Source organism: Arthrobacter sp. TmtSoilC48 (genome assembly GCF_059739425.1).
In genome coordinates, this window is the sequence record NZ_AP046049.1 from 4,552,481 (window position 1) to 4,575,279 (window position 22,799).

Annotated in this window: 18 protein-coding genes and 1 pseudogene; 13 read left to right on the plus strand and 6 right to left on the minus strand. The window is 62.1% G+C overall.

The annotated features are described in order from the left end of the window. Positions 1 to 116: 116 nt before the first annotated feature. The gene (locus AC6I97_RS20900; protein ID WP_497946644.1) at positions 117 to 617 is read right to left on the minus strand and encodes a methyltransferase family protein; all 501 of its coding nucleotides are present in this window, start codon (positions 615 to 617) and stop codon (positions 117 to 119) included. A gap of 481 nt (positions 618 to 1,098) precedes the next feature. Between AC6I97_RS20900 and AC6I97_RS20905 the strand changes: the two genes are divergently transcribed. From AC6I97_RS20905 to AC6I97_RS20925, 5 genes and pseudogenes are all read left to right on the plus strand, one after another. Continuing rightward, positions 1,099 to 2,502: an MFS transporter gene (locus AC6I97_RS20905; protein ID WP_497946645.1), complete on the plus strand. Its 1,404-nt coding sequence runs from the start codon at positions 1,099 to 1,101 to the stop codon at positions 2,500 to 2,502. 118 nt (positions 2,503 to 2,620) lie between these two features. Then, a complete protein-coding gene (locus AC6I97_RS20910; protein ID WP_497946647.1) occupies positions 2,621 to 3,283 on the plus strand; it encodes a response regulator transcription factor in 663 nt (220 codons plus the stop codon). After that, complete coding sequence (locus AC6I97_RS20915) at positions 3,280 to 4,695, plus strand: sensor histidine kinase (RefSeq protein WP_497946648.1); 1,416 nt, start codon at positions 3,280 to 3,282, stop codon at positions 4,693 to 4,695. Before AC6I97_RS20910 ends, AC6I97_RS20915 begins: the two co-directional genes overlap by 4 nt. Beyond that, the gene (locus AC6I97_RS20920; protein WP_497946650.1) at positions 4,688 to 5,653 is read left to right on the plus strand and encodes a TAXI family TRAP transporter solute-binding subunit; all 966 of its coding nucleotides are present in this window, start codon (positions 4,688 to 4,690) and stop codon (positions 5,651 to 5,653) included. The genes AC6I97_RS20915 and AC6I97_RS20920 overlap by 8 nt, the downstream gene beginning before the upstream one ends. Positions 5,654 to 5,717: 64 nt before the next feature. Continuing rightward, positions 5,718 to 6,551: pseudogene (locus AC6I97_RS20925) on the plus strand (hydroxymethylpyrimidine/phosphomethylpyrimidine kinase). On the opposite strand, the gene AC6I97_RS20930 reads toward AC6I97_RS20925, so the two are convergent. Continuing rightward, on the minus strand, positions 6,548 to 7,477 hold the full coding sequence (locus AC6I97_RS20930) for a cytochrome b/b6 domain-containing protein (RefSeq protein WP_224094258.1): 930 nt from the start codon (positions 7,475 to 7,477) through the stop codon (positions 6,548 to 6,550). The pseudogene AC6I97_RS20925 and the gene AC6I97_RS20930 overlap by 4 nt on opposite strands. Positions 7,478 to 7,785: 308 nt before the next feature. On the opposite strand from AC6I97_RS20930, the gene AC6I97_RS20935 reads away from it, so the two are divergent. Beyond that, positions 7,786 to 8,400, plus strand: a complete 615-nt coding sequence (locus AC6I97_RS20935) for a TetR/AcrR family transcriptional regulator (protein WP_497946652.1) — start codon at positions 7,786 to 7,788, stop codon at positions 8,398 to 8,400. Between the two features lie 90 nt (positions 8,401 to 8,490). Here AC6I97_RS20935 and AC6I97_RS20940 read toward each other — a convergent pair whose 3' ends face one another. Together AC6I97_RS20940 and AC6I97_RS20945 are read right to left on the minus strand one after the other, a co-directional pair. Continuing rightward, the gene (locus AC6I97_RS20940; protein WP_309931114.1) at positions 8,491 to 9,792 is read right to left on the minus strand and encodes a serpin family protein; all 1,302 of its coding nucleotides are present in this window, start codon (positions 9,790 to 9,792) and stop codon (positions 8,491 to 8,493) included. Positions 9,793 to 9,968: 176 nt separating this feature from the next. Continuing rightward, a complete protein-coding gene (locus tag AC6I97_RS20945) occupies positions 9,969 to 11,483 on the minus strand; it encodes a helix-turn-helix domain-containing protein (RefSeq protein ID WP_497946653.1) in 1,515 nt (504 codons plus the stop codon). Positions 11,484 to 11,627: 144 nt separating this feature from the next. Here AC6I97_RS20945 and aceA point away from each other — a divergent pair, with 144 nt between their 5' ends. Further along, positions 11,628 to 12,950, plus strand: a complete 1,323-nt coding sequence (aceA, locus tag AC6I97_RS20950) for an isocitrate lyase (protein ID WP_497946654.1) — start codon at positions 11,628 to 11,630, stop codon at positions 12,948 to 12,950. Between the two features lie 91 nt (positions 12,951 to 13,041). Next, the gene (aceB, locus tag AC6I97_RS20955) at positions 13,042 to 14,694 is read left to right on the plus strand and encodes a malate synthase A (protein ID WP_497946655.1); all 1,653 of its coding nucleotides are present in this window, start codon (positions 13,042 to 13,044) and stop codon (positions 14,692 to 14,694) included. Positions 14,695 to 14,885: 191 nt separating this feature from the next. Here aceB and AC6I97_RS20960 read toward each other — a convergent pair whose 3' ends face one another. Further along, the gene (locus AC6I97_RS20960) at positions 14,886 to 16,079 is read right to left on the minus strand and encodes an MFS transporter (protein WP_497946656.1); all 1,194 of its coding nucleotides are present in this window, start codon (positions 16,077 to 16,079) and stop codon (positions 14,886 to 14,888) included. A gap of 85 nt (positions 16,080 to 16,164) precedes the next feature. Then, positions 16,165 to 17,385, minus strand: coding sequence for an ROK family protein (locus AC6I97_RS20965; RefSeq protein WP_497946658.1), 1,221 nt, complete (start codon positions 17,383 to 17,385; stop codon positions 16,165 to 16,167). 181 nt (positions 17,386 to 17,566) lie between these two features. On the opposite strand from AC6I97_RS20965, the gene AC6I97_RS20970 reads away from it, so the two are divergent. From AC6I97_RS20970 to AC6I97_RS20990, 5 genes are all read left to right on the plus strand, one after another. After that, positions 17,567 to 18,307 carry a sugar phosphate isomerase/epimerase family protein gene (locus tag AC6I97_RS20970; protein ID WP_497946659.1) on the plus strand — a complete coding sequence of 247 codons (741 nt, stop codon included), beginning with the start codon at positions 17,567 to 17,569 and terminating at the stop codon, positions 18,305 to 18,307. Beyond that, on the plus strand, positions 18,304 to 19,461 hold the full coding sequence (locus AC6I97_RS20975; protein ID WP_224166391.1) for a Gfo/Idh/MocA family protein: 1,158 nt from the start codon (positions 18,304 to 18,306) through the stop codon (positions 19,459 to 19,461). Before AC6I97_RS20970 ends, AC6I97_RS20975 begins: the two co-directional genes overlap by 4 nt. Positions 19,462 to 19,503: 42 nt before the next feature. Further along, positions 19,504 to 20,829, plus strand: a complete 1,326-nt coding sequence (locus tag AC6I97_RS20980; protein ID WP_224094248.1) for an ABC transporter substrate-binding protein — start codon at positions 19,504 to 19,506, stop codon at positions 20,827 to 20,829. Positions 20,830 to 20,892: 63 nt separating this feature from the next. Next, positions 20,893 to 21,906 (plus strand): carbohydrate ABC transporter permease, encoded by a 1,014-nt coding sequence (locus AC6I97_RS20985; RefSeq protein ID WP_224166390.1) that lies wholly within the window; start codon positions 20,893 to 20,895, stop codon positions 21,904 to 21,906. Then, a complete protein-coding gene (locus AC6I97_RS20990; protein WP_224094246.1) occupies positions 21,899 to 22,738 on the plus strand; it encodes a carbohydrate ABC transporter permease in 840 nt (279 codons plus the stop codon). Before AC6I97_RS20985 ends, AC6I97_RS20990 begins: the two co-directional genes overlap by 8 nt. Positions 22,739 to 22,799: the final 61 nt, after the last annotated feature.

A 22,799-nucleotide genomic window follows, 5' to 3' on the forward strand; every position in this document is an offset into this window, starting at 1 on the left:
ACTCACATCCTGACCCGCTTCCACCGATCCTCACTCACATCCTGACCCGCTTCCACCGATCCTCACTCAGCTAATCCCCCTTTCCGGGGAACGCTCGGTCACATCACACGGTGGTGTCAGCGGTTCACCGGGTTTTGACGCCGGAATCCGAGGTAGCGAGGAGTCTTGATCGCGTATTCGGCGTACTCACGGAAATATTCCGACAGTTCGCCTTCTTCGCGGAGCACGCCCTTGTGTTCCACGAGGATTCCAGCCGGCAAAGTCATGAGCACCCAGGATGAACCGGCGAGGATCCCCCCACCCAAGTGGATGAGCCACCACCCCACATACATTGGATGACGGGTTAGTGCGTATGGCCCGCTGGTCACCAATTCCTGCGGCCGCTCCAACTCGAAGCGGCTCGCCGAACGGCGGGCCCGCTCAGCCAAAGCCCAGGCATTCAGCCCTCCACCGATCACCAGCAGGCCAGAACCCGCAATCTTTTGAAGTGCTTCAGATCCTGGCAGTGGCCAGGGGAACCGTCGCTTCAGGACCACGTCGACAATCAAACCGGTCACCTGTCCCGGAGGAAGGGGCAGGTTGCCGAACACGCTCCTTAGTGCGGTCCAAGTACCCATGCCTGAACAGTAATCCCGTGGCCCATTCTTGTCCGCAACTAGGGACAGGATCTGAGAGAACGACCGCCAAAACCCGTCCGGATGTGAGAGAAGAACCGCCAAAAACCCGCAGGATGTGAGAGAAGAACCGCCAAAACCCGCCCGGACGTGAGGGAACGATCGCCAAAAGCCCGCACGATGGGAGAGAGCACCCGGCTTGTGTGGGTGGGTCGCACACAAGGCTCCCACGAGGGCGGCAGCCGGGTACCGCCGTCGTGCGTCCAGGCCTTTTGAAAACCTAAGGAAGTGTTAGGAAATCCGTTCCGGCGTTGGTTGTGCCGTGCATCACCAATAGTTTGGAATATGTCCTCTTCACCCATGGAGGACCTTTCTTAGTCGACGAAGAGCCATGCGCAAGGACGCCATGAGCACGAGCTTCATGGACAGAACGAACTCATGCAAGACACGGCTGCTGTCGCAGGCCGTCCAGGAAGGTTCATTGATGAGCACCCAACAAACTGCGCCCCTCAGCGAGGCCGCACAGACACGCAAGGCCGTGAGCAACATTCTTAAAGGCTCCGCGGGCAACCTCGTGGAGTGGTTTGATCTCTACGTCTACACGGTTTTCGCGGCCTATTTCCAGTCGCACTTCTTCAACTCCTCGGACGATCTGCAGGCCGGTCTTGAGGCGATGGCTGTCTTCTCGACGTCGTTCCTCATGCGTCCGATCGGCAGCTGGTTCTTCGGCCGCTATGCAGACCGGAAGGGCCGCAAGGCTGCGCTGACCCTCAGCGTCACCATGATGTCGGCCGGATCGTTCGCCATCGCAATCCTCCCGACGCAGGACGTGATTGGGCTCTGGGCACTGATCCTGCTGGTGCTCATCCGTGTTGTGCAGGGTTTCTCGGTGGGCGGCGAATACGGCACCAGCGCCACTTACATGTCCGAGGCCGCGACTGCCAAGCGCCGCGGCTTCTTCTCCAGCTTCCAGTACGTGACGCTCATCGGCGGGCAGATGCTGGCGTTGCTGGTGTTGGTAATCCTGCAGAACACCATGAACAAAGAAGACCTGACCGCGTGGGGCTGGCGGATTCCTTTCGCGATCGGTGGCGTGGCTGCGTTGGTTGTCCTCTGGCTTCGCCGGTCCATGGAAGAAACCCTTTCCGCCGATCAGCTCCGCGCCGCGCACGTCAAGGTTGAGGGCGAGGCACAGCCGGGCACCATGAAGCTCCTGTTCACCAAGCACTGGAAGCCGCTGCTCATCTGCATTGGCATCACGCTCGGTGGCACGGTGGCGTTCTACACGTACACCAACTTCATCCTGAAGTTCATGAACGATACGTCCGGCATCGCAAAGACCGATACGTCCGTCATCAACTTCTGGGCTTTGTTCATCTTCATGCTGCTCCAGCCGGTTTATGGCCTGATTTCCGACAAGATCGGCCGCAAACCGTTGCTGATCTGGTTCGGCGTCACCGGTGTGCTGTTCACTTGGCCGCTGCTCTCCACATTGTCCGGAACCAAGGATCCGTTCGTTGCGTTTCTCCTGATGCTCGGCGGCCTGCTCATGGTTGGCGGCTACACCTCGATCAACGCACTGGTGAAGGCTGAGCTGTTCCCCGCCTCGATCCGTGCCCTGGGCGTTGGCCTGGGATATGCGATCGCAAACTCGCTGTTCGGTGGCACGGTTCCGCTGATTGGTGCCGCCCTGCAGAAATCCGGGCAGGTGGACATGTTCTTCACCTACGTAACTGCAGCGATCTTCATCTCGCTGCTGGTGTACATCTTCGCGCTGAAGAACAAGAAGGCCACGCACCTGGATACCGAGCAGGGAAGCGCGTTCGCCGCGAAGGACCTTGGCTCGCGGGATGCCGACGAGGACAAGAAGGATCTCGCCCGCGCCTGAATCAGCTGGGTTGTGAGGCCCGTTCTGCGCTCTTTGGTCACTCCGAAGGGCGCGGAGCGGGCCTCACAACGTTAAGCTCTAGTAGCGAACCAGCCCACCAGCCCATAAGGATCAGACCGTGCACGTGCTCATCGTCGAGGATGACGACGCCATGGCGTCCGCCTTGAGCGCTGCCGTTGCATCCGCCGGCCACAAAGCCACAAGGGTGTCCCGTGGCGAGGACGCGTTCCTGGGGCATCGGCATCACGAAGTGATCCTGCTCGATCTCGGTTTGCCGGACTTGGACGGTCTGGAAGTGCTACGGAAGCTGCGACAGGTCACGCAGGTCCCCATTCTGATCCTCACTGCGCGCGACGACGAACGAAGCGTGGTCCTGGGTCTTCGTTCCGGTGCCGATGACTATCTGGTCAAGCCTGTGAAGCTTGTGGAATTGCTGGCAAGGATCGAAGCTGTGACGCGCCGGACCCACCGTGCCGGGCCTGCGGCACCCCACAGCATCCAGGTGGGAGACGTCAGGGTGGACCTGGACCGCAGGATCGCATCTGTTGGCGAAAGGGAACTCTCCCTGACCGCAACAGAGTTCGAACTTCTCAGCCTCCTGGCAAGGAATGCAGGATCAGTGGTGACAAGGGAACAGATCCTCGATGCCCTCTGGGGTGATGCCTTCGTAGCCAACTCGAGGTCCCTCGACGTCCACCTCACCGGCCTCCGGTCCAAACTCCAGCTGCCCGGTTTCATCATCAACGTCCGCGGCGTGGGATACCGCGTGGAGCAGGGATGAAACTCCGCGTCCTGGCCATCCTGAGCGTGATCGCAGTGCTCATTGTGGTCACCGTGTCCAGCGTGATCCTGACGTCGGCCGGCAGGGAGCTCACACAGGAACTCCAGATCAACCGCGTCACGTCATTGAACCGCTTCGCCCAGCTTGCCAATGATGCGTCTGTGGACAATGACACCACCCAGCTGCAACGCGAAATGGACCGCTATTCCGAGCTCTACGGTGAAGGGATCCTGATCCGCCTGCAGCCGCAGACAGTGCGCTCAGGCGGCCTTAGTGAGGACCGGGCCGAAGTCCGTGAGGCATTGAACCGGGCGAGCTTGAATCTCAGCGACACCACGCTCAGCCCGCTCAGGCCCTTCGGATCCGGGACGGAAGTCATCTCGAGGTCCTTCGGTACAGCCAGCCAGGTGCTTGGGGAGGTCGTCCTTGAAGTCAATCCCGAGGCGGCCCGGCAGAAATTGCGGGAGCGGTGGCTCGTCGTCGGGCTTGCCGCAGTGGCGCTCGGGGCGCTCCTGCTCCTGGCGGCGGCCCGCGTCACCGCCTGGGTTCTGCGGCCGGTCCATCGCCTGAGCAACGCCGTCCACGAACTTGAGACGACGGGCAAGACGAGCCACCTTCCCGACGCCGGTCCGCCCGAGCTGCGGGAGCTGAGTCGTTCGTTCACCGCAATGGCCAACACCGTCACGGAGAGCATCGATTCGCAGCGCCAACTGATCGCCGACACATCGCACGAACTACGGAACCCGGTGGGTGCGTTGCGGCTCCGGATCGATCTGCTGCAATTGGCCCTGAAGTCGGCGCCCGAGAAAGCCGCCGCGGCCGGCGTGGTTGCTGAGCTTGAGCGTGTGGAGGCAATTCTCGACGGCGTGCTGAAGCTGGCTACGGCTGAGCACCGCGCTTTCGAGGGATCTGCCCGCGCAGATGGCGCAACCGGGCACAAACACCACACGGTCATCGACCCCTTCCCTGTCCTGCAGGGCGAGGTGGAGCGGGCGATGCCTGCTGCTGAACGCGCTGGTTCGACCATCATGCTGATGCAGCCGGAGCAACCGCTCCACCTCGCCTGCAACCCGGACGAATTGGCGCACATGGTGGGTGAGCTTCTGGCCAACGCCATCAAGTACGCCCCTGGCGCCCGGATCACGGTGGCAACGAACCAGACAGAAGGAGGGGCCGCCGTCGAGATTTCCGACGACGGTCCCGGGCTTTCCGCCGAGCAGCGCACCGCCTCCACAACGCGGTTTTGGCGGGCGCCGCAGCACAGCAAGATCGCCGGGAACGGCTTGGGCATGACGATCGTGGACCGTTTGGCGCATGCGAACGACGGTGAGCTTGTGCTTGAGGGAAGAGAACCGCACGGGCTGACGGCCCGCCTTGAATTTCAGCAAGCGCCCGGAGGCCGGGATGACTAGCAGGATCATGCCAAGAAGGGCAGTTCTTAGAGCCGGGCTGTCGATCGGTTTGGCTGGCGTACTGCTGCCGGTTTCCACCTCCTGCACCCCTGACGAGAAGCCGCAAAAGCTAACGGTCGCCGGGGGTGAACCAGGTGGCTTTTACCTGGAGTTCGCAACCTTGTTCGCGGAGTTGCTCCAACGCGAGGGTGTAGCCGAAACCGCCGTGCCGCTGACCACTGGCGGAAGCCTGGAGAACATCCGGCGCGTGTTGTCCGGCGAGGCGACGTTCGCCGTCGCGCTTGCCGACGCAGCTGCCCAGGCTGCAGCCACCCTGCAGCCTGGCGGGAATCTTGTGGCGCTCGGAAAGGTGTATCAAAACTATGTTCATTGCATCGTGCGCGCGGACAGCGGTCTCCGCTCCTTCGCCGATCTGGCCGGGAAGACGGCCGGTGTTGGCGAGGTGGGCTCGGGAACATCACTGACCGTGCCGCGCATCATCTCCGCAGCACCGGCGGGAATGGGTCTCAAGCAGGTGAATCTCGGGCTGAACCAAGGCTTGGCAGCGTTGCGCGATGGCTCCATCGATGCCCTCTTCTGGTCCGGCGGCGTGCCAACCGCCGCCATCGCATCCACGGCCAATGAAATCGGACTCCGCCTGATGGACCTATCCGAACACATCAAGGCCATGCGCGAACAGTACGGAGTGTTCTACGACCGTGTCCTGATCCCCGCCAAGAGCTACGGGGACGCCTCTGCAACGTGGACCGTGGGTGTGGCCAACCTGCTCCTGTGCCGCAGCGACCTGGCCGACCACCTGGTTTCTGAGTCCGTGAAACTGCTGGTGCAACGGGCTCAGGAGCTGGTCCCGAAGACGAGCACCGGAGTGCAATTCCTCAGCCCTGAGACGCTCATCAACACCGCGGGCGTGCCCCTTCACCCGGCGGCCGAAACCGCCTATCGGACACTTCACGGCTAACGCGCGCGCTGCCGCCGTGCCCCAAAAATCGGGGCACCACCGCGCAAATGGCAAGATGTAAGACATGACTTCAGCCGTTGCACCTGCCATTGCACTGACCATCGCCGGCTCCGAAGCGACCGGCGGTGCCGGCGCGCAGGCCGACCTCAAGACCTTCCAGGAACTGGGAGTGTTCGGTATCGCGAACCTCACGTGCATTGTTTCCTTTGATCCCCAAGACAATTGGAACCACCGTTTTGTGCCGGTTGACTAGCAAGTCATTGCGGACCAATTGGAAGCGACGACGGCGGCCTACGGTCCCGCTTCGGGCGCACCTTCGGTTCTGGATACGGTGAAGATCGGCATGCTCGGGAGCCCGGCAACCATCGGCACTGTTGAGCGGGCGTTGGCCGATGGCGCTTTCGCGAACGTGGTCCTTGACCCGGTCCTGATCTGCAAAGGACAGGAGCCTGGCCACGCCTTGGATACCGACCAAGCCTTGAAAGCGCAGATCCTGCCTCTGGCGACGTTCGTGACACCCAACCATTTCGAGGCCGAATCACTGTCCGGACTTCAGATCACCGATGAGGACAGCCTGAAGGACGCTGCCATTCGCATCCACGAGATCAGCGGCGCAGCAGTCCTCGCCAAAGGTGGGGTGCGGCTGGAAGGCCCGGACGCCGTCGACGTTTACTACGACGGCGAAACGCTGGAAATCCTCCGCGCTCCGAAGGTTGGCGACGTGGCCGTGTCCGGTGCCGGCTGCTCCCTGGCTGCGGCGGTGACGGCTGAACTGGCCAAGGGTGCCACGCCGCTGGAAGCTGCCCGCACCGCGAAGGCGTTCGTTACCGCTGGTATTGCGAACCGCGTGGCGTCAGGTGCTCCGTTCGACGCCCTGTGGCAGGGCGGATCCCGCTAGCGCGAGACCTTGCCCATGAGCGAGGCTATCGGACGCAGGAACAGCGGGCGGGCCAGGAACCAGGCGGCCGCAGTAAAGACGATTGAGGCCGCGAAAATGCCGAAGCCCCACCAGCTGTAGTCGTTGTTCGAGGCGTACATGTGGTTCAGGTTGTTCAGCGCACCGGTGGCCAGGACCAGGGTGACGTGGACGATCACGAACGCCACAAAGTAGATCATCACCGGGAAGTGGATCTGGCGGGCGAGCTCGATGGGGTAGAACTTGTTGATCGCTGCCTTTTTCGGCCACGCACCGGACATCCGAAGGCCGGTGATGATTGCCAGCGGCGCGGCGATGAAGACGGTGACAAAGTACGTCAGCAGCTGCAGGCTGTTGTAGTTGTTCCAGCCGTTCTCAACCGGCCAATTAAGCGACGCGTACTGCAAGGCGGCGGACAGAGCGTTGGGGAAGACGTCCCAGTTGGTGGGGATGATCCGCAGCCATTGGCCGGTCGCGAAGAGCAGGACGATGAAAATGATGCCGTTCAACACCCACAAGGCGTCCAGCGTGAGATGGAACCAGAGATCCAGGCTGATCTTTGTGGGCGGGTTCTTGGTCTTGATGAAGCCTTTGTTGTTCCGGGTCCAGTTCGCGGCGGGTCGCGTGGTGGTGCGGACCTGCCAGCCGGATCGGATGATCAGGACCAGGAAGAACATGTTGAGGAAGTGCTGCCAGCCGAGCCAGGCAGGGAAACCTGTGGGCGTGCCTTCGGGGATCGCTGAGTGTCCAGGGTAATCCACCAGGAACTGTTGGACGGGTTGCAGCGTCCGCAGCCACTGCGCGATGAGCACCAGGACCAGCGCCACCACCAACGCTATGGCGGTAACGACGACCGGCTTGAACCACCTGTTCGACGTGATCCCGGACGACTTGCTTGAAACGGACATCAGGCCGCGTTCCTCTCTGGCTTGTTTGGCGTGCGACCAGTTGGCGCTCTCTCATAGCGATTCAACCAGTTGCAGCGCGACGGTAAAAACGGCACCCGGGTTTCGAGGCGTTTGACGTCAAAAATCGCAGCATTCGGATACATACCGCAACACATATTTCTAGAACGAGCTTCTAAGATTGTTTCCTTTAGTTGATTGACGGTCAAGGGGTTTGGTTGCTTAAAGTTTCAGATTGGTGAAGGTACGATTCCAGAAAGAAGCCCGACGACACTCCGGCAAAACTTCATGTCGCGGCGAAGGGAGCATCCTTGGTTCGGAAAACATCCAACGCGGCAGTCCATGCCGGCTCGTGGCAATGGACCCGGACAGCCGCCACCCGACGAAACCTCCTGGATGCGGCGAGGGACGTTTTCTGCGAGCACGGCTTCACCGACGCCAGCATTTCGGATGTCGTGGCCCGTTCCGGGTCAAGCGTCGGCAGCCTGTATCACCACTTCGGGGGCAAGACCGAACTCTTCCTGGCACTCTGGGACGATTATCAAAACGAACATGAAAGGCTCGTCGCCGCGGCTGTAGCAAAGGCCAGGAAGTCAGGCGAGAACGATCCGCTGGCCCTGTTCAACGTGGGCAGCCGCAGCTACTTCGACTACACCTGGAAACACCGGGACCTGGAGCGGGTCTTCATCGAAGGTGATACTCCCCCTGGGTTCGAGGTACTGCGGCGCGAACGTGGACGCGAGTGGGTTCGGCAAAATTCCGTGCTGCTGGGAGCCAGCGATGACACTCTGGGAAAGCTCACGGTCGCGGTCATCACGGACATCGTCACTCTGGCCGGGAACGAGGTCGCCTTGAGTTCGTCCAAACGGGAGGCAGACGACGTCGTTGAGGCTGCGGCAGTGCTGGTGGGACGGCTGGTTCGCTAGCTCAACGCTCTCTCACATCCGGGCCCATTTCCCCCATCGCTCTCTCACTTCCCAGCTCGTTCCGGCGGTTGCTCTCTCACTTCCCGTCCCTCAGCGTGGATCAGCAACCCAACCCGTGAACAACGGCATGCCGGTTTCAACGTGCACAATCTGGTAGTGGAACGGGTGGTCAAGGACGATTTCACGATCCGGAATCATGGCTGCGGAGTCTTTGGCGTTGACCTGGGTCACCGCGGATGCGATGGTTCCCTTTTCAGCAACGGTAACGTTGGCTGCTTGCGCCGCCTGCGTCAGTTTCATGCCCTGTTGGATTACATCGAAATCGGTGTCCGTGGCGAGGGTCTCCTTGAGTCCGAGCGTTTCGAAGACCCTTCGCAGGTCGAACGTGGTCTTGTGGTCCCACTTAGGCAGGCTGATCTGGACCATGTCCTGCGCCGCGCGTCCCAACCGTGCTGCCGCGTCCGAAAGCACCTCCGGCGAAACCGCAGCCGGACTTTCGGAACCCGGAGTACCGCCGTCGGGCAGTACCAGCCGCATGACGAAACCTTCGGCGTAAGGCAAGTCCACAGCTTTCCATCCGACGCCTTCGGCGTACGCCATGCTGAGGCCTCCGTGCATAGTAGGAACGGAGACGACTTCCCCGCCGGCCTTGCGGAAGGGCTGATCCGACGTGTCGTTGGCATCGAAGGGCGTCTGCCAAGCCGCGGCGAAGTAGAGCGCGTTGAGCAGACTGAAGGTGTTATCGGGATCGTACTTTGCGGGTGCTTCCTTGATCCTCCCGCCCGTGTTCATGCTTACCCATTGGTCGATGGCAGGTTTGGTCGCCGCCTCATCCTGGAAGGACACCGGGTACACACCCGTGCCATAGTGCTTTGCGAGCGTGGCCAGAAAGTCCTTTCCGGTGGGGATGCCCTTGTCGACGAACAGTCCGTTGGCTGCGTGCATGACGGGTTTGCGTGGCGGGTCGTCCTCGTCCACGCTTCCGGGGTCGCCGTCATACTTTTCCAGCGCCGCGAGTACGGCGTTCATGGCTTCGTCGCGACCCTCGATGGGCAACGCCAGGACTGAATCCATCTCAGCGGCCGTTTCACCGGATGCTCCGGCTCGCAGCATGCCGAGCGCGAACAACAGGCTGGCGGGCGACGAAACAACGTTCCCGTTCGCGGCATCCCCTCCGTCCGCGAGCAGTGTCGCGCCGAGCTTGCGCGCAGAGGCATTCAGCGCCTCACGTTGGGCAGGGTAATCCGCCGCTTGGACCGAAACCCGCGTAACGCCGTCGGCCTTTAAGAGCCCGACGTCGGCTGGTTGCGGCGCGCAGGCACTGATTGTCGCCGAACCGCTCGCCAACATGGCTGCCGCTACTACCGCGACCACCTTCCGAACTCGATACATGCTGATCCCCCCATTTAGTGTTCTCCTCAGATGCTGCACGCTTTGCCTTCGGAACTCACGCGATCTGAGAGAGGGATTGCCGAATGTGGCCGGAATGTGAGCGAGCATCACGGAAAAGCGGTCAGGAAGTGAGCGAGCATCACGGAAAAGCAGGTGGGAAGTGAGCGAGCATCAGGTTAGCGCGCCGAGTGCGCCGCCAGGAAGCTGTACACCTCGGTCTCGTCCACGCCAGGGAACGCGCCGGGCGGCATGGCAGCCAGCAAGTGTGAGTGGGCACGGGCGGACGGCCAGGCGTTTCCGGCCCACTCGTTGGCCAGGGACGCCGGTGGCCGCTTGCAGCAGTTCGGATCGGGGCAAGTTGAGGTTGCCCGGGCAGTCGTCTCGCGCCCGCGGAACCATTTCACATGCTGGTACGGCACGCCGATGCTCAGCGAGAATTCGCCGCTGGCCGAGCGCTCGGTGCGGGCCGTGCACCAGTAGGTACCCGAAGGCGTGTCCGTGTATTGGCTGTATGCGCTGAACTTGTCCGGCACGTCGAACACTGCCCGCGACGTCCAGGCCTTGCACGACGGCTGACCTTCGATGGCGCCCGTGTGGTCCTGTGGGAACGTCACGCCGTCGTTCTCGTAGGCCTTGTAGATGATGCCGCTCTGGTGGGTCTTCTGAAAGTGTGTGGTGATGCCGAGGTGCTTGGTGGCCAGGTTGGTGAAGCGGTGGGCAGCGGTCTCATAGGACACAGCGAAGGCGTCGCGGATGTCCTCCACGGCGATTTCCTTGGCGGCCTTGGCCTTTTGGAGGAACTCAACGGTGGCATGCTCCGGCAGGAGCAGCGCAGCAGCGAAATAGTTGGTGGCCACGCGCTGGGCCAGGAAATCCCCGTAGTTGCGGGGAGTCTCGTGCCCCAGGACGTAGTGGCCAAGCGCCTGCAGGAGTACCGAACGCGGGTCGTGATCCTGCCGCTGGTTCTGCGTTAGATAAATTCTGCGGTTCTTCAAATCCGTCACGGAGCGCGTGGAATGCGGCAAATCACCCACGTGGTGGAGGGTGAATCCGAGGTTCTCGGCGATGTCCGCAATGACGTGCTGGCTCAGTGGTCCGGTGGTGTAGCCGACCCCTTTAAGGACTTTCTGCGCCTCGGCCTCATACTCGGGGAAATAGTTACCGCGCTCACGCATCATGGCACGCAACTCGCCGTTCGCGCGGCGGGCTTCTTCCGGCGTCGCGACCTGCTCGTTAAGTTTGCGTTCGAGCTCCTGAAGCAGCCCCACCTGCGACTCCAGCACATCCAGCGGAAGCCGCGAGCTGATGCGGATTTTGGGCAGGTTCAGGGACTCGTAGAGCGGTCCGCGCTGGTACCGTTCCAGCTCGATCTCCAAGGCCGCTCGGCGGCTCGGCGGCTCGGCACCGAGCAGCTGGTCGATGCTCACGTTAAGCGAGCTTGCCAGCGACTGCAGCAGCCCGAGTTTGGGCTCGCGCTTGCCGTTTTCGATCAGGCTCAACTGGCTGGGCGCGGTCCCGACGGCGGCACTCAAGTCGTCCAGCGTCAGGCCGGCCTGCTTGCGCAAGTGGCGCACGCGGCGGCCAAGGCTGATGACGTCCAGTTCGGGGGACGTAGGGGACGACGACGGCGACGCGACTTCGCGATTCCAGCTCACAGGCGACATTTCTTGAGAATACGCGAAGAACTGCATTTCTTTCCATAGTTTTCCTCTAGAAAGGCTATTGAAAGTGCAGAAAAGTAGGTCTCACGAAAAGAAACACAGACCCCCGGTAAGCCGGCCGACGCAGCAAAGACGCAGCGGAAGCCGGCCCGGGCACCACCAAGGAGACATGCAATGACCGCATCATTTGAACCAGCAGAGTCCGCACAGACTGCAGAGCAGCAGGCAGCAGCGCTGGAACTTGAGTGGTCCGCCAACCCGCGTTGGGAAGGCGTCACCCGTGATTACTCGGCCACCGACGTCGTCCGCCTCCGCGGTCGCGTCTCTGAAGAGCACACCCTGGCCCGCCGCGGATCCGAGAAGCTGTGGAAGCAGCTCACCGAGGAGGCTCCCACCGGCGGCTACACCAACGCCCTGGGTGCCCTGACCGGCAACCAGGCTGTGCAGCAGGTCAAGGCCGGCCTCCGTGCCATCTATCTTTCCGGCTGGCAGGTTGCCGCGGACGCGAACCTCTCGGGCCAGACGTACCCGGACCAGTCCCTCTACCCGGCCAACTCCGTCCCCCAGGTTGTCCGCCGCATCAACAACGCCCTGCTTCGCGCAGACCAGATCGAATATGCCGAGGGCGTCAAGACTGTTGAGGACTGGTTGGTTCCGATCGTCGCCGACGCCGAAGCCGGCTTCGGTGGCCCGCTGAACGCCTACGAACTCATGAAGTCCATGATCACCGCCGGCGCCTCGGGCGTTCACTGGGAAGACCAGCTCGCATCGGAGAAGAAGTGCGGTCACCTCGGCGGCAAGGTTCTGATCCCCACCCAGCAGCACATCCGGACCCTCAACGCAGCACGCCTGGCAGCCGACGTCGCCGGTACCCCGACCGTCGTCATCGCCCGCACCGACGCCGAAGCCGCAACGTTGATCACCTCCGACGTCGACGAGCGAGACCAGGAATTCATCACCGGCGAACGTACCGCCGAGGGCTTCTACAAGGTCCGCAACGGCATCGAACCCTGCATCGCCCGCGCCAAGGCCTACGCGCCGTACTCGGACCTCATCTGGATGGAGACCGGCACACCGGACCTGGAGTTGGCCCGCAAGTTTGCCGAGTCGGTCAAGGCAGAGTTCCCGGACCAGATGCTTTCCTACAACTGCTCCCCGTCGTTCAACTGGCGCAAGCACCTGGACGACAGCACCATTGCCAAGTTCCAGCGCGAACTCGGTGCCATGGGCTTCACGTTCCAGTTCATCACCCTGGCCGGCTTCCACGCCCTGAACTACTCGATGTTCGACCTCGCCCACGGCTACGCCCGTGAAGGCATGAGCGCCTACGTCGAACTCCAGGAGAAGGAATTCGCCTCCGAGTCCCGCGGCTACACCGCCACCAAGCACCAGCGCGAAGTCGGCACCGGCTACTTCGACGACATCGCCACCGCGCTCAACCCGAACGCATCCACCCTGGCCCTGGTGGGATCCACCGAAGAAGGCCAGTTCCACTAAAACTTGCCCAAGTAAGTAGCAGTAGATGCCGTTATGAACGTCCAAAACGGCATCTACTGCGACTCAGTTGGGTCCCTGAAAGGACACTCCCATGAACAGCTTCACCGACAACTTCACTATCAACGGCATCACCATCACCGCGCAGCCCATTTGCCGGCAGAACGAGGTCCTCACGCCGGACGCCCTTGAGTTCATCGGCAAGTTGCACCGGGCTACGGCTGATCGTCGTCAGGAGCTGATGCAGGCACGGCATGCCCGCCGCAACCAGATTTCCAGTGGCCAGGATCCCCGTTTCCTGCCGCAGACCGAGGCCATCCGGAATGACCCGTCGTGGCGCGTCGCTCCCCCGGCTCCGGGCCTGGAGGACCGCCGCGTGGAGATCACGGGCCCGGTGGATAAGAAGATGACCATCAACGCCCTGAACTCGGGTGCGAAGGTGTGGCTGGCCGACATGGAAGATTCCTCCACACCGACGTGGCGCAACGTCATCCAGGGCCAGCTGAACCTGACCGACGCGCTGGAACGGCGCATCGACTTCACCTCCCCCGAGGGCAAGGAATACAAGCTCAAGCCTGCAGGGGACCTGCCCACCATCGTGGTCCGTCCCCGTGGCTGGCACCTGCCCGAGAAGCACATGCTCATCGACGGCAAGCCGATCGCCGGTGGCGTAGTGGACTTCGGGCTCTTCTTCTTCCACAACGCCCGCCGCCTTCTCGCCCAGGGCAAGGGCCCGTACTTCTACCTGCCCAAGATCGAGAACCACCTCGAAGCCCGCCTGTGGAACGACATCTTCGTCCTGGCCCAGGACCTGCTCGGCATCCCTCAGGGCACCATTCGCGCCACCGTGCTGATCGAAACCATCACCGCCGCATTCGAGATGGAAGAGATCCTCTACGAACTGCGGGACCACGCTTCGGGGTTGAATGCCGGCCGCTGGGACTACATCTTCTCCCTGATCAAGAACTTCCGCACCCGCGGCCCGCGCTTCGTACTCCCGGACCGCGGCCAGGTAACCATGACCCAGCCGTTCATGCGCGCCTACACCGAACAACTCGTCCGGGCCTGCCACCGCCGCGGTGCCATGGCCATCGGCGGCATGGCTGCAGCTGTTCCGAACCGCAAGGACGAAGCCGCCAACCAGGCCTCGTTCGAGAAGGTCCGTGCAGACAAGACCCGTGAAGCCAACGACGGCTTCGACGGCTCCTGGGTTGCCCACCCGGACCTAGTGCCCGTGGCCCGCGAAGTGTTCGACTCCGTGCTCGGTGACAAGCCGAACCAGCTGGACCGCAGCCGCGAGGACGTCACCCCGGATGACCGGGCGCTGATCGACATCGCCAGCACCGAAGGCACCATCACCGAGGCCGGCGTTCGCCTGAACATCGAGGTAGGCATCCGCTACATCGAGTCCTGGCTCAGGGGCAACGGAGCCGTGGCCATCCACAACCTCATGGAAGACGCCGCCACCGCCGAGATCTCCCGCTCCCAGCTCTGGCAATGGATCCACTCCCACGCCATCACCGATCAAGGCGACATCATCAGCCGTGAATGGGTCCAGGACATGCTGGACGAGGAATACGCCCGACTGGAACGCTTCGACGGAGACCGCTTCGCTGACGCCCGCGCCATCTTCGAAGAAGTCACCCTGGCCGAGGAATTCCCCACCTTCCTGACAATCCCGGCCTACGCCCGCTTCCTCACCGAAGCCCGTGAAGAGGCCACGGAAGAGGAACTCGTCGCCGCCTAGCCCTGGGTCGAGCGACACACCGAGCGCCGACGCTGGGCTGCCTGCACTCTTCGCAACAAGTGACCCCGATGGTCGGGGAGGCAGCCCAGCAGCGGAGTATCCACCCAACTAGGTCGCAGCTAAGCGCGTTTTGACGGCTCAAAACGCGCTTAACTGCGACCTAGTTGGGTAAACCCGACGGCGGCACTCACCTACCGCTGCCGGGCCACCCAGCGCACGGACAACGTAACGCACACACAGAACGCGAGCACCGAACCAAGGATCACCAGCAGCGGCACGGTCCAGCCCTCGGACACTCCATGGACGTACCCGATGACGGTTGGCGCCAAGGCTGCAACCAGGTAGCCCACACCTTGGACGACGGCGGACATCTTCCCTGCCGAGGCCTGGTCCTTGGCGAACTTGATGATGGCAATGAACACGACCGTGATGCCGCCACCCTGCGCAATGCCGCCCATGGAAGACCACATCCACCACAAACCAGGCGCCAGGAGCAAGCCCACGGGAACGGTCAGCCACAACGCACTCAAGGTGACGGCCACCGTCGTCGTACTGGCAAAGCGGGCCAAGAGCGGTACACCCAGACCGCCCACAATCGCGAAGATCTGGAACAGCGATGAGCCTGCACCGGCCTCGGCGGCGCCCATGCCGAGCTCGTCAGACAGGAAGCTCGGCAGCCACGCTGTGACCCCGTAATAGGAGAACGCTTGGCCGGCGAAGCCAAGCGTCAGGCCAGCGGTTAGCCAGGCCACGCCGGCAACCTTCCCCGGCCCGGAGGGAGAAGCAGCCGGAACCGCGGATGGCACAAACGCCCGGCGCGCACCAACAGTTGGCACCCAGAACAGGATTGCGGCCAAGGCCAGGAGTGCACTCGCCGCGAGGGAAAGCCGCCAGCCCACCAGTTCAGCAAGCGGCGCAGTGGCCACCGAGGTAAGGAAGGACCCGATGTTCAGCGCCGCCGTGTAGACGCCCATTGCAGTTGCCTGCCGCCGCGGCGCAAAGTCGCGCCGGATGATGAGCGGCACGGCGATATTGCCGATCGTAATAGCCACACCGATGATCACCGTCCCCACCATCACCGGAATACCACCGCCGCTGGAGCGGATCACGACGCCGGCCAGCACGCCGAGCAGCGTGAGCATCACCGCGAATTCGGCACCCAACCTGCGGCCGGCCATCGATGCCAGCGGCGAAGCAAGCGAGAAGCAGAGCACGGGGATACCGGTCAGCAGACCCAGTTCAACTGGCGAGAATCCGAGGTCGGCCTGCAGCGAATCCACCACGGGGGCCACGGCTACGAACGGCCCACGCATGTTGAGCGCGATCAGCCCAATGCAGGCAAGGATCAACCATCCCCGGGGAACTTTGGCGAGGAACTGGCTCATGGCGTGCGTTGAAAGGTGGCGGGAAACGTTTTCATCACCTTCATTGCTATCACGGCGCCACCGGCCATCCGGTCACAAACGGCGTCTATCCCGTTGCTTGGAGCGTGGCTTCAATCACTGCCGGTGAGAGCACGTACTGCGTCACCATCTGGCTGGCGCCCAGAATTGCGGCCCGGTCACCGGCCATGGAAATACCGATCCGCAGGTGCGTGGTGGCCAACGGCAGCGAGCGCCGGTACACAACCTCGCGAATGCCGGCAACCAGGTGTTCGCCAGCCTCCCCCACGCTGCCGCCGATGATGATCATGGACGGATTGAGCAGGTTGACCACTGTGGCCAGCACATCCCCGACGTCCCGTCCCGCCTGCCGCAGCGCCTGGATGGCCTGCAAATTTCCTTCGGCTACCAGGCGGAGAACGTCCGCTCCCGTGGCGGCTTCGAGCCCTTGCGCCTTGAGTTGGCGCGCGACGGCGGGACCTGAGGCGAGCGCTTCGAGGCATCCATAGTTGCCACAACGGCAGAGGACGTCGTCGCCGCGGGGCACCCTCACGTGGCCGAGGTCCCCTGCAGTGCCGTTGGCGCCGCGTTGCAGCTGGCCGCTGCTGATGATCCCTGCGCCGATGCCGGTGGCGACTTTGATGAACAGGAAATTCTCGTGGTCAGGCCAGTAGGCTGTCCGTTCGCCGAGCGCCATGATGTTGACGTCGTTGTCCACCAGCACGGGTACTGGCAGTGAGCGCTGGACGTAAGGGACGACGTCGAATCCGTCCCAACCGGGCATGATGGGCGGCTTGACCGGCCGTCCGGTGGCGTGTTCCACAGGGCCCGGAAGGCCGATACCCATTCCTGCGAGGTCGCCCGGTTCCCGTCCCGCTTCGGCGAGCAATTCGCGGCCCGCGCTGATGACCTTGCCCAGCACAACCTCGGGGCCGTCCGCGACTTCCTGCGAGAGGCGCCGTTCGGCGAGGACACTTCCATTGAGGTCTGTGACGGCGACAATCACGTGGGTCGCTCCGACGTCGACGGCCAGGACTACGCGCGCGGCCGGGTTGAAGGCAAAGCGCGACGGCGGCCTGCCGCCACTGGATGTTGCCTCACCGGCAGGGCCCACGAGACCGGATCCGATCAGGGCGTCGATGCGGGAAGCGACGGTGGAGCGGGCGAGTCCTGTGGTGAGGGCAAGCTCAGCACGGGTCCGGGCCTGGCCGTCCCGGAGGAGCTGGAAGAGGTCCCCGGCACGTGAAAGGTTACCTGCGTCCTGCGCGGGGGCGTCTTTTCCGCCTTGGTGTCCGGGTCCTGAGGTCATGCCATTAGTGAAGCACGATTGCTTATGCGTGTCATGCAGCAGAAGTTTATCGGCGATATTTCAACTTTTGCTTGACGCTCGACAAAAGTCCCCCTAGGTTGTGAAGAGCAGCACATCACCCCCTTGGATGCCGGAAATCAACGGCATCGATTTGCCTCCACCACAACGACGAGGAGAGACAGTGTCATATTCGATCCAGCTCTACACGGTCCGAAAGGCCCTTGAAGAGGATCTGGCGGGAACCATCCAGCGCTTGGCCGATATCGGCTTCACCATGGTTGAGCCATACCGTTTTGTTACCAAGGCCGAAGAACTGAAGCGGGCTTTGACGGAGAACAACCTCACCGCGCCGTCCGGCCACGCTCCCTTGCTTAGCGATGACCAGGACGCAATCTTTGCCGCTGCGCAGCAGCTGGGTATCGGAACTGTTATTGACCCGCATGTTCCGATCGAGCGCTGGAACACCATCGAGGACATCAAGGCCACCGCGGAACAGCTCAACGCGGCCGCTGCCAAAGGATCCGAGTACGGCGTCCGCGTCGGTTATCACAACCACTGGTGGGAAATTGAGTCCGTCATCGATGGCAAAACGGCCATCGAACACCTGGCCGACCACCTCGATCCTGAGGTTGTGCTGGAGCTCGACACGTATTGGGCAGCAGTAGGAGGCCAGAACCCCGCTGAACTCCTGGCCCGGCTTGGTGACCGCGTGAAGTTCATTCACGTCAAGGACGGTCCCGTAACCTCGGACCCCTCGAGCCAGCTCGCCATTGGTGCCGGCCAGATGCCTATCTGGGACGTCTTGAACGCCGCCGGCTCACTTGAAGCAGCAGTCGTGGAACTGGACGACTTCCAGGGCGACATGTTCGATGCCGTAGAAGACAGCTACAACTACCTCAACGCCGGGAAGGTGTCCGCATGAGCCACGCAGCAGGAGCCGCCTTCGGTTCTCTGACATCAAGCCCTGTCGGTTCAGGCCCAGTGGGCGTCGGCATCATCGGCGCAGGTGTCATCAGCAAGCAGTACCTCGACAACCTTACAAGCTTCCCTGATGTCCGCGTTGTGGCGATCGGCGACTTGTTCGAGGAGGCCGCAGCCACCCGGGCCAACGAGTACGGCATTCCCGTGCACGGCGGCATTGATGCTGTCCTCGGCCACCCGGAGGTGGAGATTGTCATTAACCTGACCATCCCCGCTGCCCACGTGGAAGTTGCCACGCAGGCCGTGAACGCAGGCAAGCACGTCTGGAGCGAAAAGCCGTTCTCCCTGGACCGGGAAAGTGGCTTGGGCCTGCTCAAGGCAGCCGACGCAGCCGGCGTCAGGCTGGGTTGCGCCCCGGACACGTTCCTCGGCGCCGGCCTCCAAACTGCCCGCCGGATGATCGAACGCGGCGACATCGGCACTCCACTGACAGCATTGACCTTGATGCAGTCGCCGGGTCCGGAATCCTGGCACCCGAATCCCGCCTTCCTCTTCCAGGACGGTGCGGGCCCTCTGTTCGACATCGGCCCCTACTACCTGACCACGCTTGTGCAGACCTTCGGCAGCATCCGCAAGGTGGGCGCTTTCGGTTCCAAGTCCCGCGAAACACGCGTGATCGGCTCGGGTCCCAAGGCTGGCGAGACGTTCGACGTCACGGTCCCCACCCACGTCAGCTCCATCCTGGAGTTCGAGAACGGTGAATCTGCCCAGAGCATCTTCAGCTTCGATTCCCCGCTCAAACGCGCAGGGTTCGTGGAGATCACCGGTTCGGAGGCCACCATCGCGTTGCCGGACCCGAACAACTTCGACGGCGACATCAGGATTTGCGCCCTCGGCTCCGACGATTGGACAACCGTCCCTTCGGTCGGCTCAACTGCCAGCCGTGGAGCGGGCGTCCTGGAAATGGCCCGCGCCATCCGTGAGGGCCGGCCACACCGCGCCCAGGGTGAACTTGCGTTCCACATCCTGGACACGATGGCCTCCATCGCGGAGTCAATCGACAACCGAGCCTTCGTGGATGTGGAAAGTTCCGCAGCACAGGTCCCCGCGCTGCCCGAGGATTGGGATCCCACGGCAGCAACGCTTTCAGCCTAGTTTCAGCCAGCACCAGCTCGACGACGAGAAAACCGGAGCATCATGAAGAATCCCCTGAAAGTCCTATCGGCGGTTGCCGCGACGGCAGCCTTGGCACTGGGTCTCAGCGCCTGCGGTGGCGGCGGCAGTCCACAAGCAAGCAGTGACACCATCACGTACTGGGCATCGGACCAAGGCAACAGCCTGGACGACACCGCAGCCAAGCTGAAGCCGACGCTGGATCGTTTTACCGAAAAGACCGGAGTAAAGGTACAGCTGGAAGTCATCAGCTGGACCGACCTCTACAACCGCATTCTTACGGCCGTTACCAGTGGCGACGGTCCTGACGTCCTGAACATCGGCAACACGTGGGCCGTGACTCTTCAGGAGACGGGCGCTTTCGAGCCCGTGGAAGGTGAACTGCTCGAGGCCGTAGGCGGCAAAGACCGCTTCCTGAAGACCAGCTGGTCCACCGGTGGCGCGGAGGGCAAGACCCCCACGTCCGTGCCGCTCTACGGTTTGGCCTACAACATGTATTACAACACCAAGCTGTTCAAGGAAGCCGGGATCGAGAAGGCCCCCACAACCTGGGACGAGTTTGTAGCTGATGCCAAGAAGCTCACCAAGGACACCAACGGTGACGGCAAGCCCGATCAGTGGGGCTTCACCGCCGCCGGAGCATCCGTTTCCGCCAACTCGCACCAAGCCTTCGTTCGTGGCCTGCAAAACGGTGGCACCTTGTTCGATAAGGACGGAAAGCCCACCTTTGACAGCGATCCCCAGGTAGAGGGTGTCAAGCAGTTCGTAGACCTGATGGCCACGGAGAAGGTGATGTCGCCGTCGGACGCTGAACTGAGCCAGGGCAGCCAGAAGGTGGACAACCTCATCAACGGCAAGGCCGCCATGATGTTCGACCAGAGCCCGCTGAAGAACTTCGCTGCGCGCGACTTCAAGGACTGGGGTGTAGCCCCTATCCCCATGATGACCGCCGGAGCTACCGGTGACCGTGGCACCCAGAGCCACGTGGCCGGTATCAACCTCAGTGTCTTCAAGAACAGCGACAACAAGGCAAATGCCATTAAGCTGGCCGCGTTCCTGACCAGTGACGAAGAACAGATTGCCCTCAACAAGGCCTACTCCTCCCTGCCTGTAGTCACCGCAGCGTCGAGCGATGCAGCCTTCCAGACCGAAGAAGTCAAGGCCAAGAATGACGCCCTGGCCAACCACTCCCTGCCCATGCCGCTGATCGCCAAAGAAGGTCAGATGGAGACCCTCACCGGCACGGCAATCAAGAACCTCTTTGCCAAAGCAGCAACGGGAACTGTTTCCGAAGACGACATCCGGGCGGCCCTCAAGGACGCCAACAACCAGATGGCCGCGGCCCAGTAACCAGGCCCAGTGAGTGGGGACGCCACCACAAAGTGGTGTCCCCGCTCCGGCAAAGGAGTTTCCATGTCCCATTCAGCATTGGACAGCGGCCCGGCCGCTGCAGGCAGCACCCCTGCCGTTGATCCCGAGCCCGGCCAAGCACGGGCAGCAAGCACACCGCCTGTACGTAAAAGGCGTCGCTCATTCCTCCCTTACGGCTTGATCCTTCCGGCCGCGATTCTTGAACTCCTCATCCACATCGGCCCGATGCTCCTTGGGATCTGGATCGCGTTCATCTCCCTGACGCAGCTCAACCTCACCAACTGGCTCAACGCGCCGTTCGTGGGGCTCCAGAACTTCATCAACGGGCTAAACCCGGACAGCACCATCGGCCAGGCCTTCTTCAGCACGGTTGGCCGCACGCTGGGCTACACCATCCTGGTGGTCGGCTTCTCCTGGGTCCTCGGTATGGCAGGCGCGGTTTTCCTGTCCTCCAACTTCAGGGGACGTGCTCTTCTTCGCACGTTCTTCCTGGTCCCTTACGCACTCCCGGCCTACGTAGGAACCATCGCCTGGGCCTTCATGTTCAATCAGCGCGATGGTGCCGTGAACCAAATCCTGGTGGACACGCTTCACCTCTTCGGCGACGAACGCCCCTTCTGGCTGCTGGGCGAGAACTCCTTCGGAGCCATGGTGATAGTCAACGTATGGCAGTTGTGGCCGTTCGCCTTCCTCATGCTGATGGCGGCCCTGCAAAACGTTCCCACCGACGTCTACGAGGCAGCAGCCATTGACGGCGCTACGCTCTGGCAGCAGTTCCGACGCATCACCTTGCCCATGGTCCGCCCGGCCAACGGCGTGCTGCTCATGGTGATGTCGCTCTGGACGTTCAACCAGTTCAACGTTCCCTTCGTCCTGTTCGGAGCTACGTCTCCCAAGGAAGCCACCCTTATTTCCCCGTTGATCTACCAAAACTCCTTCGGCAGTTGGAACTTCGGCCTCGGCGGCGCAATGAGCGTACTGCTGCTGATCGCGCTGTTCATTGCCTCCGCTTTCTACATCCGCATGGTGCTGCCAAAGGGAGCCGACAATGATTGAGACACGCAACTTCCGGATCCTCAGGAACGTGGTCCTGACCATCCTGTCCTTGTGGGTGGCGGTTCCACTCTTCGTGGTGGTCTCCACCTCGCTGAAACCCCTTAAGGATGTCTCAGGGCTCTTCCAGTGGATTCCCCGGGAAATCACCGCGTCACCGTACCTGGACATCTGGACCACGGTTCCGCTGGCCAAGTACTTCCAGAACAGCCTCATCATCACCGTCTGCGCAACAGCGTGCTCAGTGACGGTCGCAGTCCTTGCCGCCTACGCCATTGCCCGGTTGCAGTTCAAGGGGAAGCGCGCCTTCAGCCTGACTGTCCTCTCCACCCAGATGTTCCCCGGCATCTTGTTCCTCCTGCCGCTATACCTGATCTTCACCCAGATCCGCAACATGACCGGCTTGCAGCTGCAGGGCTCCTACCTCGGGCTGATCATCACGTATATGACGTTCACCTTGCCTTTCGCCATCTGGATGCTGAGCGGCTACTTTGCCTCGATTCCAAAAGAACTGGAAGAGGCTTCGATGATCGATGGCACCGGCAGGATGGGAGCACTGTTCCGTGTGATCCTCCCTGTGGCCAAGCCAGGCATCATCGCAGTTGCCGTGTATTCATTCATCTCCGCCTGGGGCGAGGTTTTGTTCGCATCCGTGCTCACCAACGAGGCCACAAAAACGCTGTCCTTGGGGCTCAAGGCCTACGCCAGTGAATCGGACGTGTTTTGGAACCAACTCATGGCTGCTTCGGTTGTGGTCAGCCTGCCCGTCTTGATCGGATTCATCCTGGTCCAGAAACATCTGGTGGCAGGGCTCTCGTCAGGAGCAGTTAAGTAGGTTCACTGTTAAGTAGAGCCAACAGCCACTACAACCAATATCGGGCAACACAGGGCAACAC

Excerpts from the sequence above, each read along its gene's own strand:
- aceB (WP_497946655.1), top strand. The coding sequence starts at position 13,042 with ATGAACAGCTTCACCGACAACTTCACTATCAACGGCATCACCATCACC.
- AC6I97_RS20945 (WP_497946653.1), bottom strand. The coding sequence starts at position 11,483 with ATGCAGTTCTTCGCGTATTCTCAAGAAATGTCGCCTGTGAGCTGGAAT.
- AC6I97_RS20915 (WP_497946648.1), top strand. The coding sequence starts at position 3,280 with ATGAAACTCCGCGTCCTGGCCATCCTGAGCGTGATCGCAGTGCTCATT.
- AC6I97_RS20930 (WP_224094258.1), bottom strand. The coding sequence starts at position 7,477 with ATGTCCGTTTCAAGCAAGTCGTCCGGGATCACGTCGAACAGGTGGTTC.
- AC6I97_RS20940 (WP_309931114.1), bottom strand. The coding sequence starts at position 9,792 with ATGTATCGAGTTCGGAAGGTGGTCGCGGTAGTAGCGGCAGCCATGTTG.
- AC6I97_RS20980 (WP_224094248.1), top strand. The coding sequence starts at position 19,504 with ATGAAGAATCCCCTGAAAGTCCTATCGGCGGTTGCCGCGACGGCAGCC.
- AC6I97_RS20990 (WP_224094246.1), top strand. The coding sequence starts at position 21,899 with ATGATTGAGACACGCAACTTCCGGATCCTCAGGAACGTGGTCCTGACC.
- AC6I97_RS20900 (WP_497946644.1), bottom strand. The coding sequence starts at position 617 with ATGGGTACTTGGACCGCACTAAGGAGCGTGTTCGGCAACCTGCCCCTT.
- AC6I97_RS20985 (WP_224166390.1), top strand. The coding sequence starts at position 20,893 with ATGTCCCATTCAGCATTGGACAGCGGCCCGGCCGCTGCAGGCAGCACC.
- AC6I97_RS20975 (WP_224166391.1), top strand. The coding sequence starts at position 18,304 with ATGAGCCACGCAGCAGGAGCCGCCTTCGGTTCTCTGACATCAAGCCCT.
- AC6I97_RS20920 (WP_497946650.1), top strand. The coding sequence starts at position 4,688 with ATGACTAGCAGGATCATGCCAAGAAGGGCAGTTCTTAGAGCCGGGCTG.
- AC6I97_RS20965 (WP_497946658.1), bottom strand. The coding sequence starts at position 17,385 with ATGACCTCAGGACCCGGACACCAAGGCGGAAAAGACGCCCCCGCGCAG.
- aceA (WP_497946654.1), top strand. The coding sequence starts at position 11,628 with ATGACCGCATCATTTGAACCAGCAGAGTCCGCACAGACTGCAGAGCAG.
- AC6I97_RS20905 (WP_497946645.1), top strand. The coding sequence starts at position 1,099 with ATGAGCACCCAACAAACTGCGCCCCTCAGCGAGGCCGCACAGACACGC.
- AC6I97_RS20960 (WP_497946656.1), bottom strand. The coding sequence starts at position 16,079 with ATGAGCCAGTTCCTCGCCAAAGTTCCCCGGGGATGGTTGATCCTTGCC.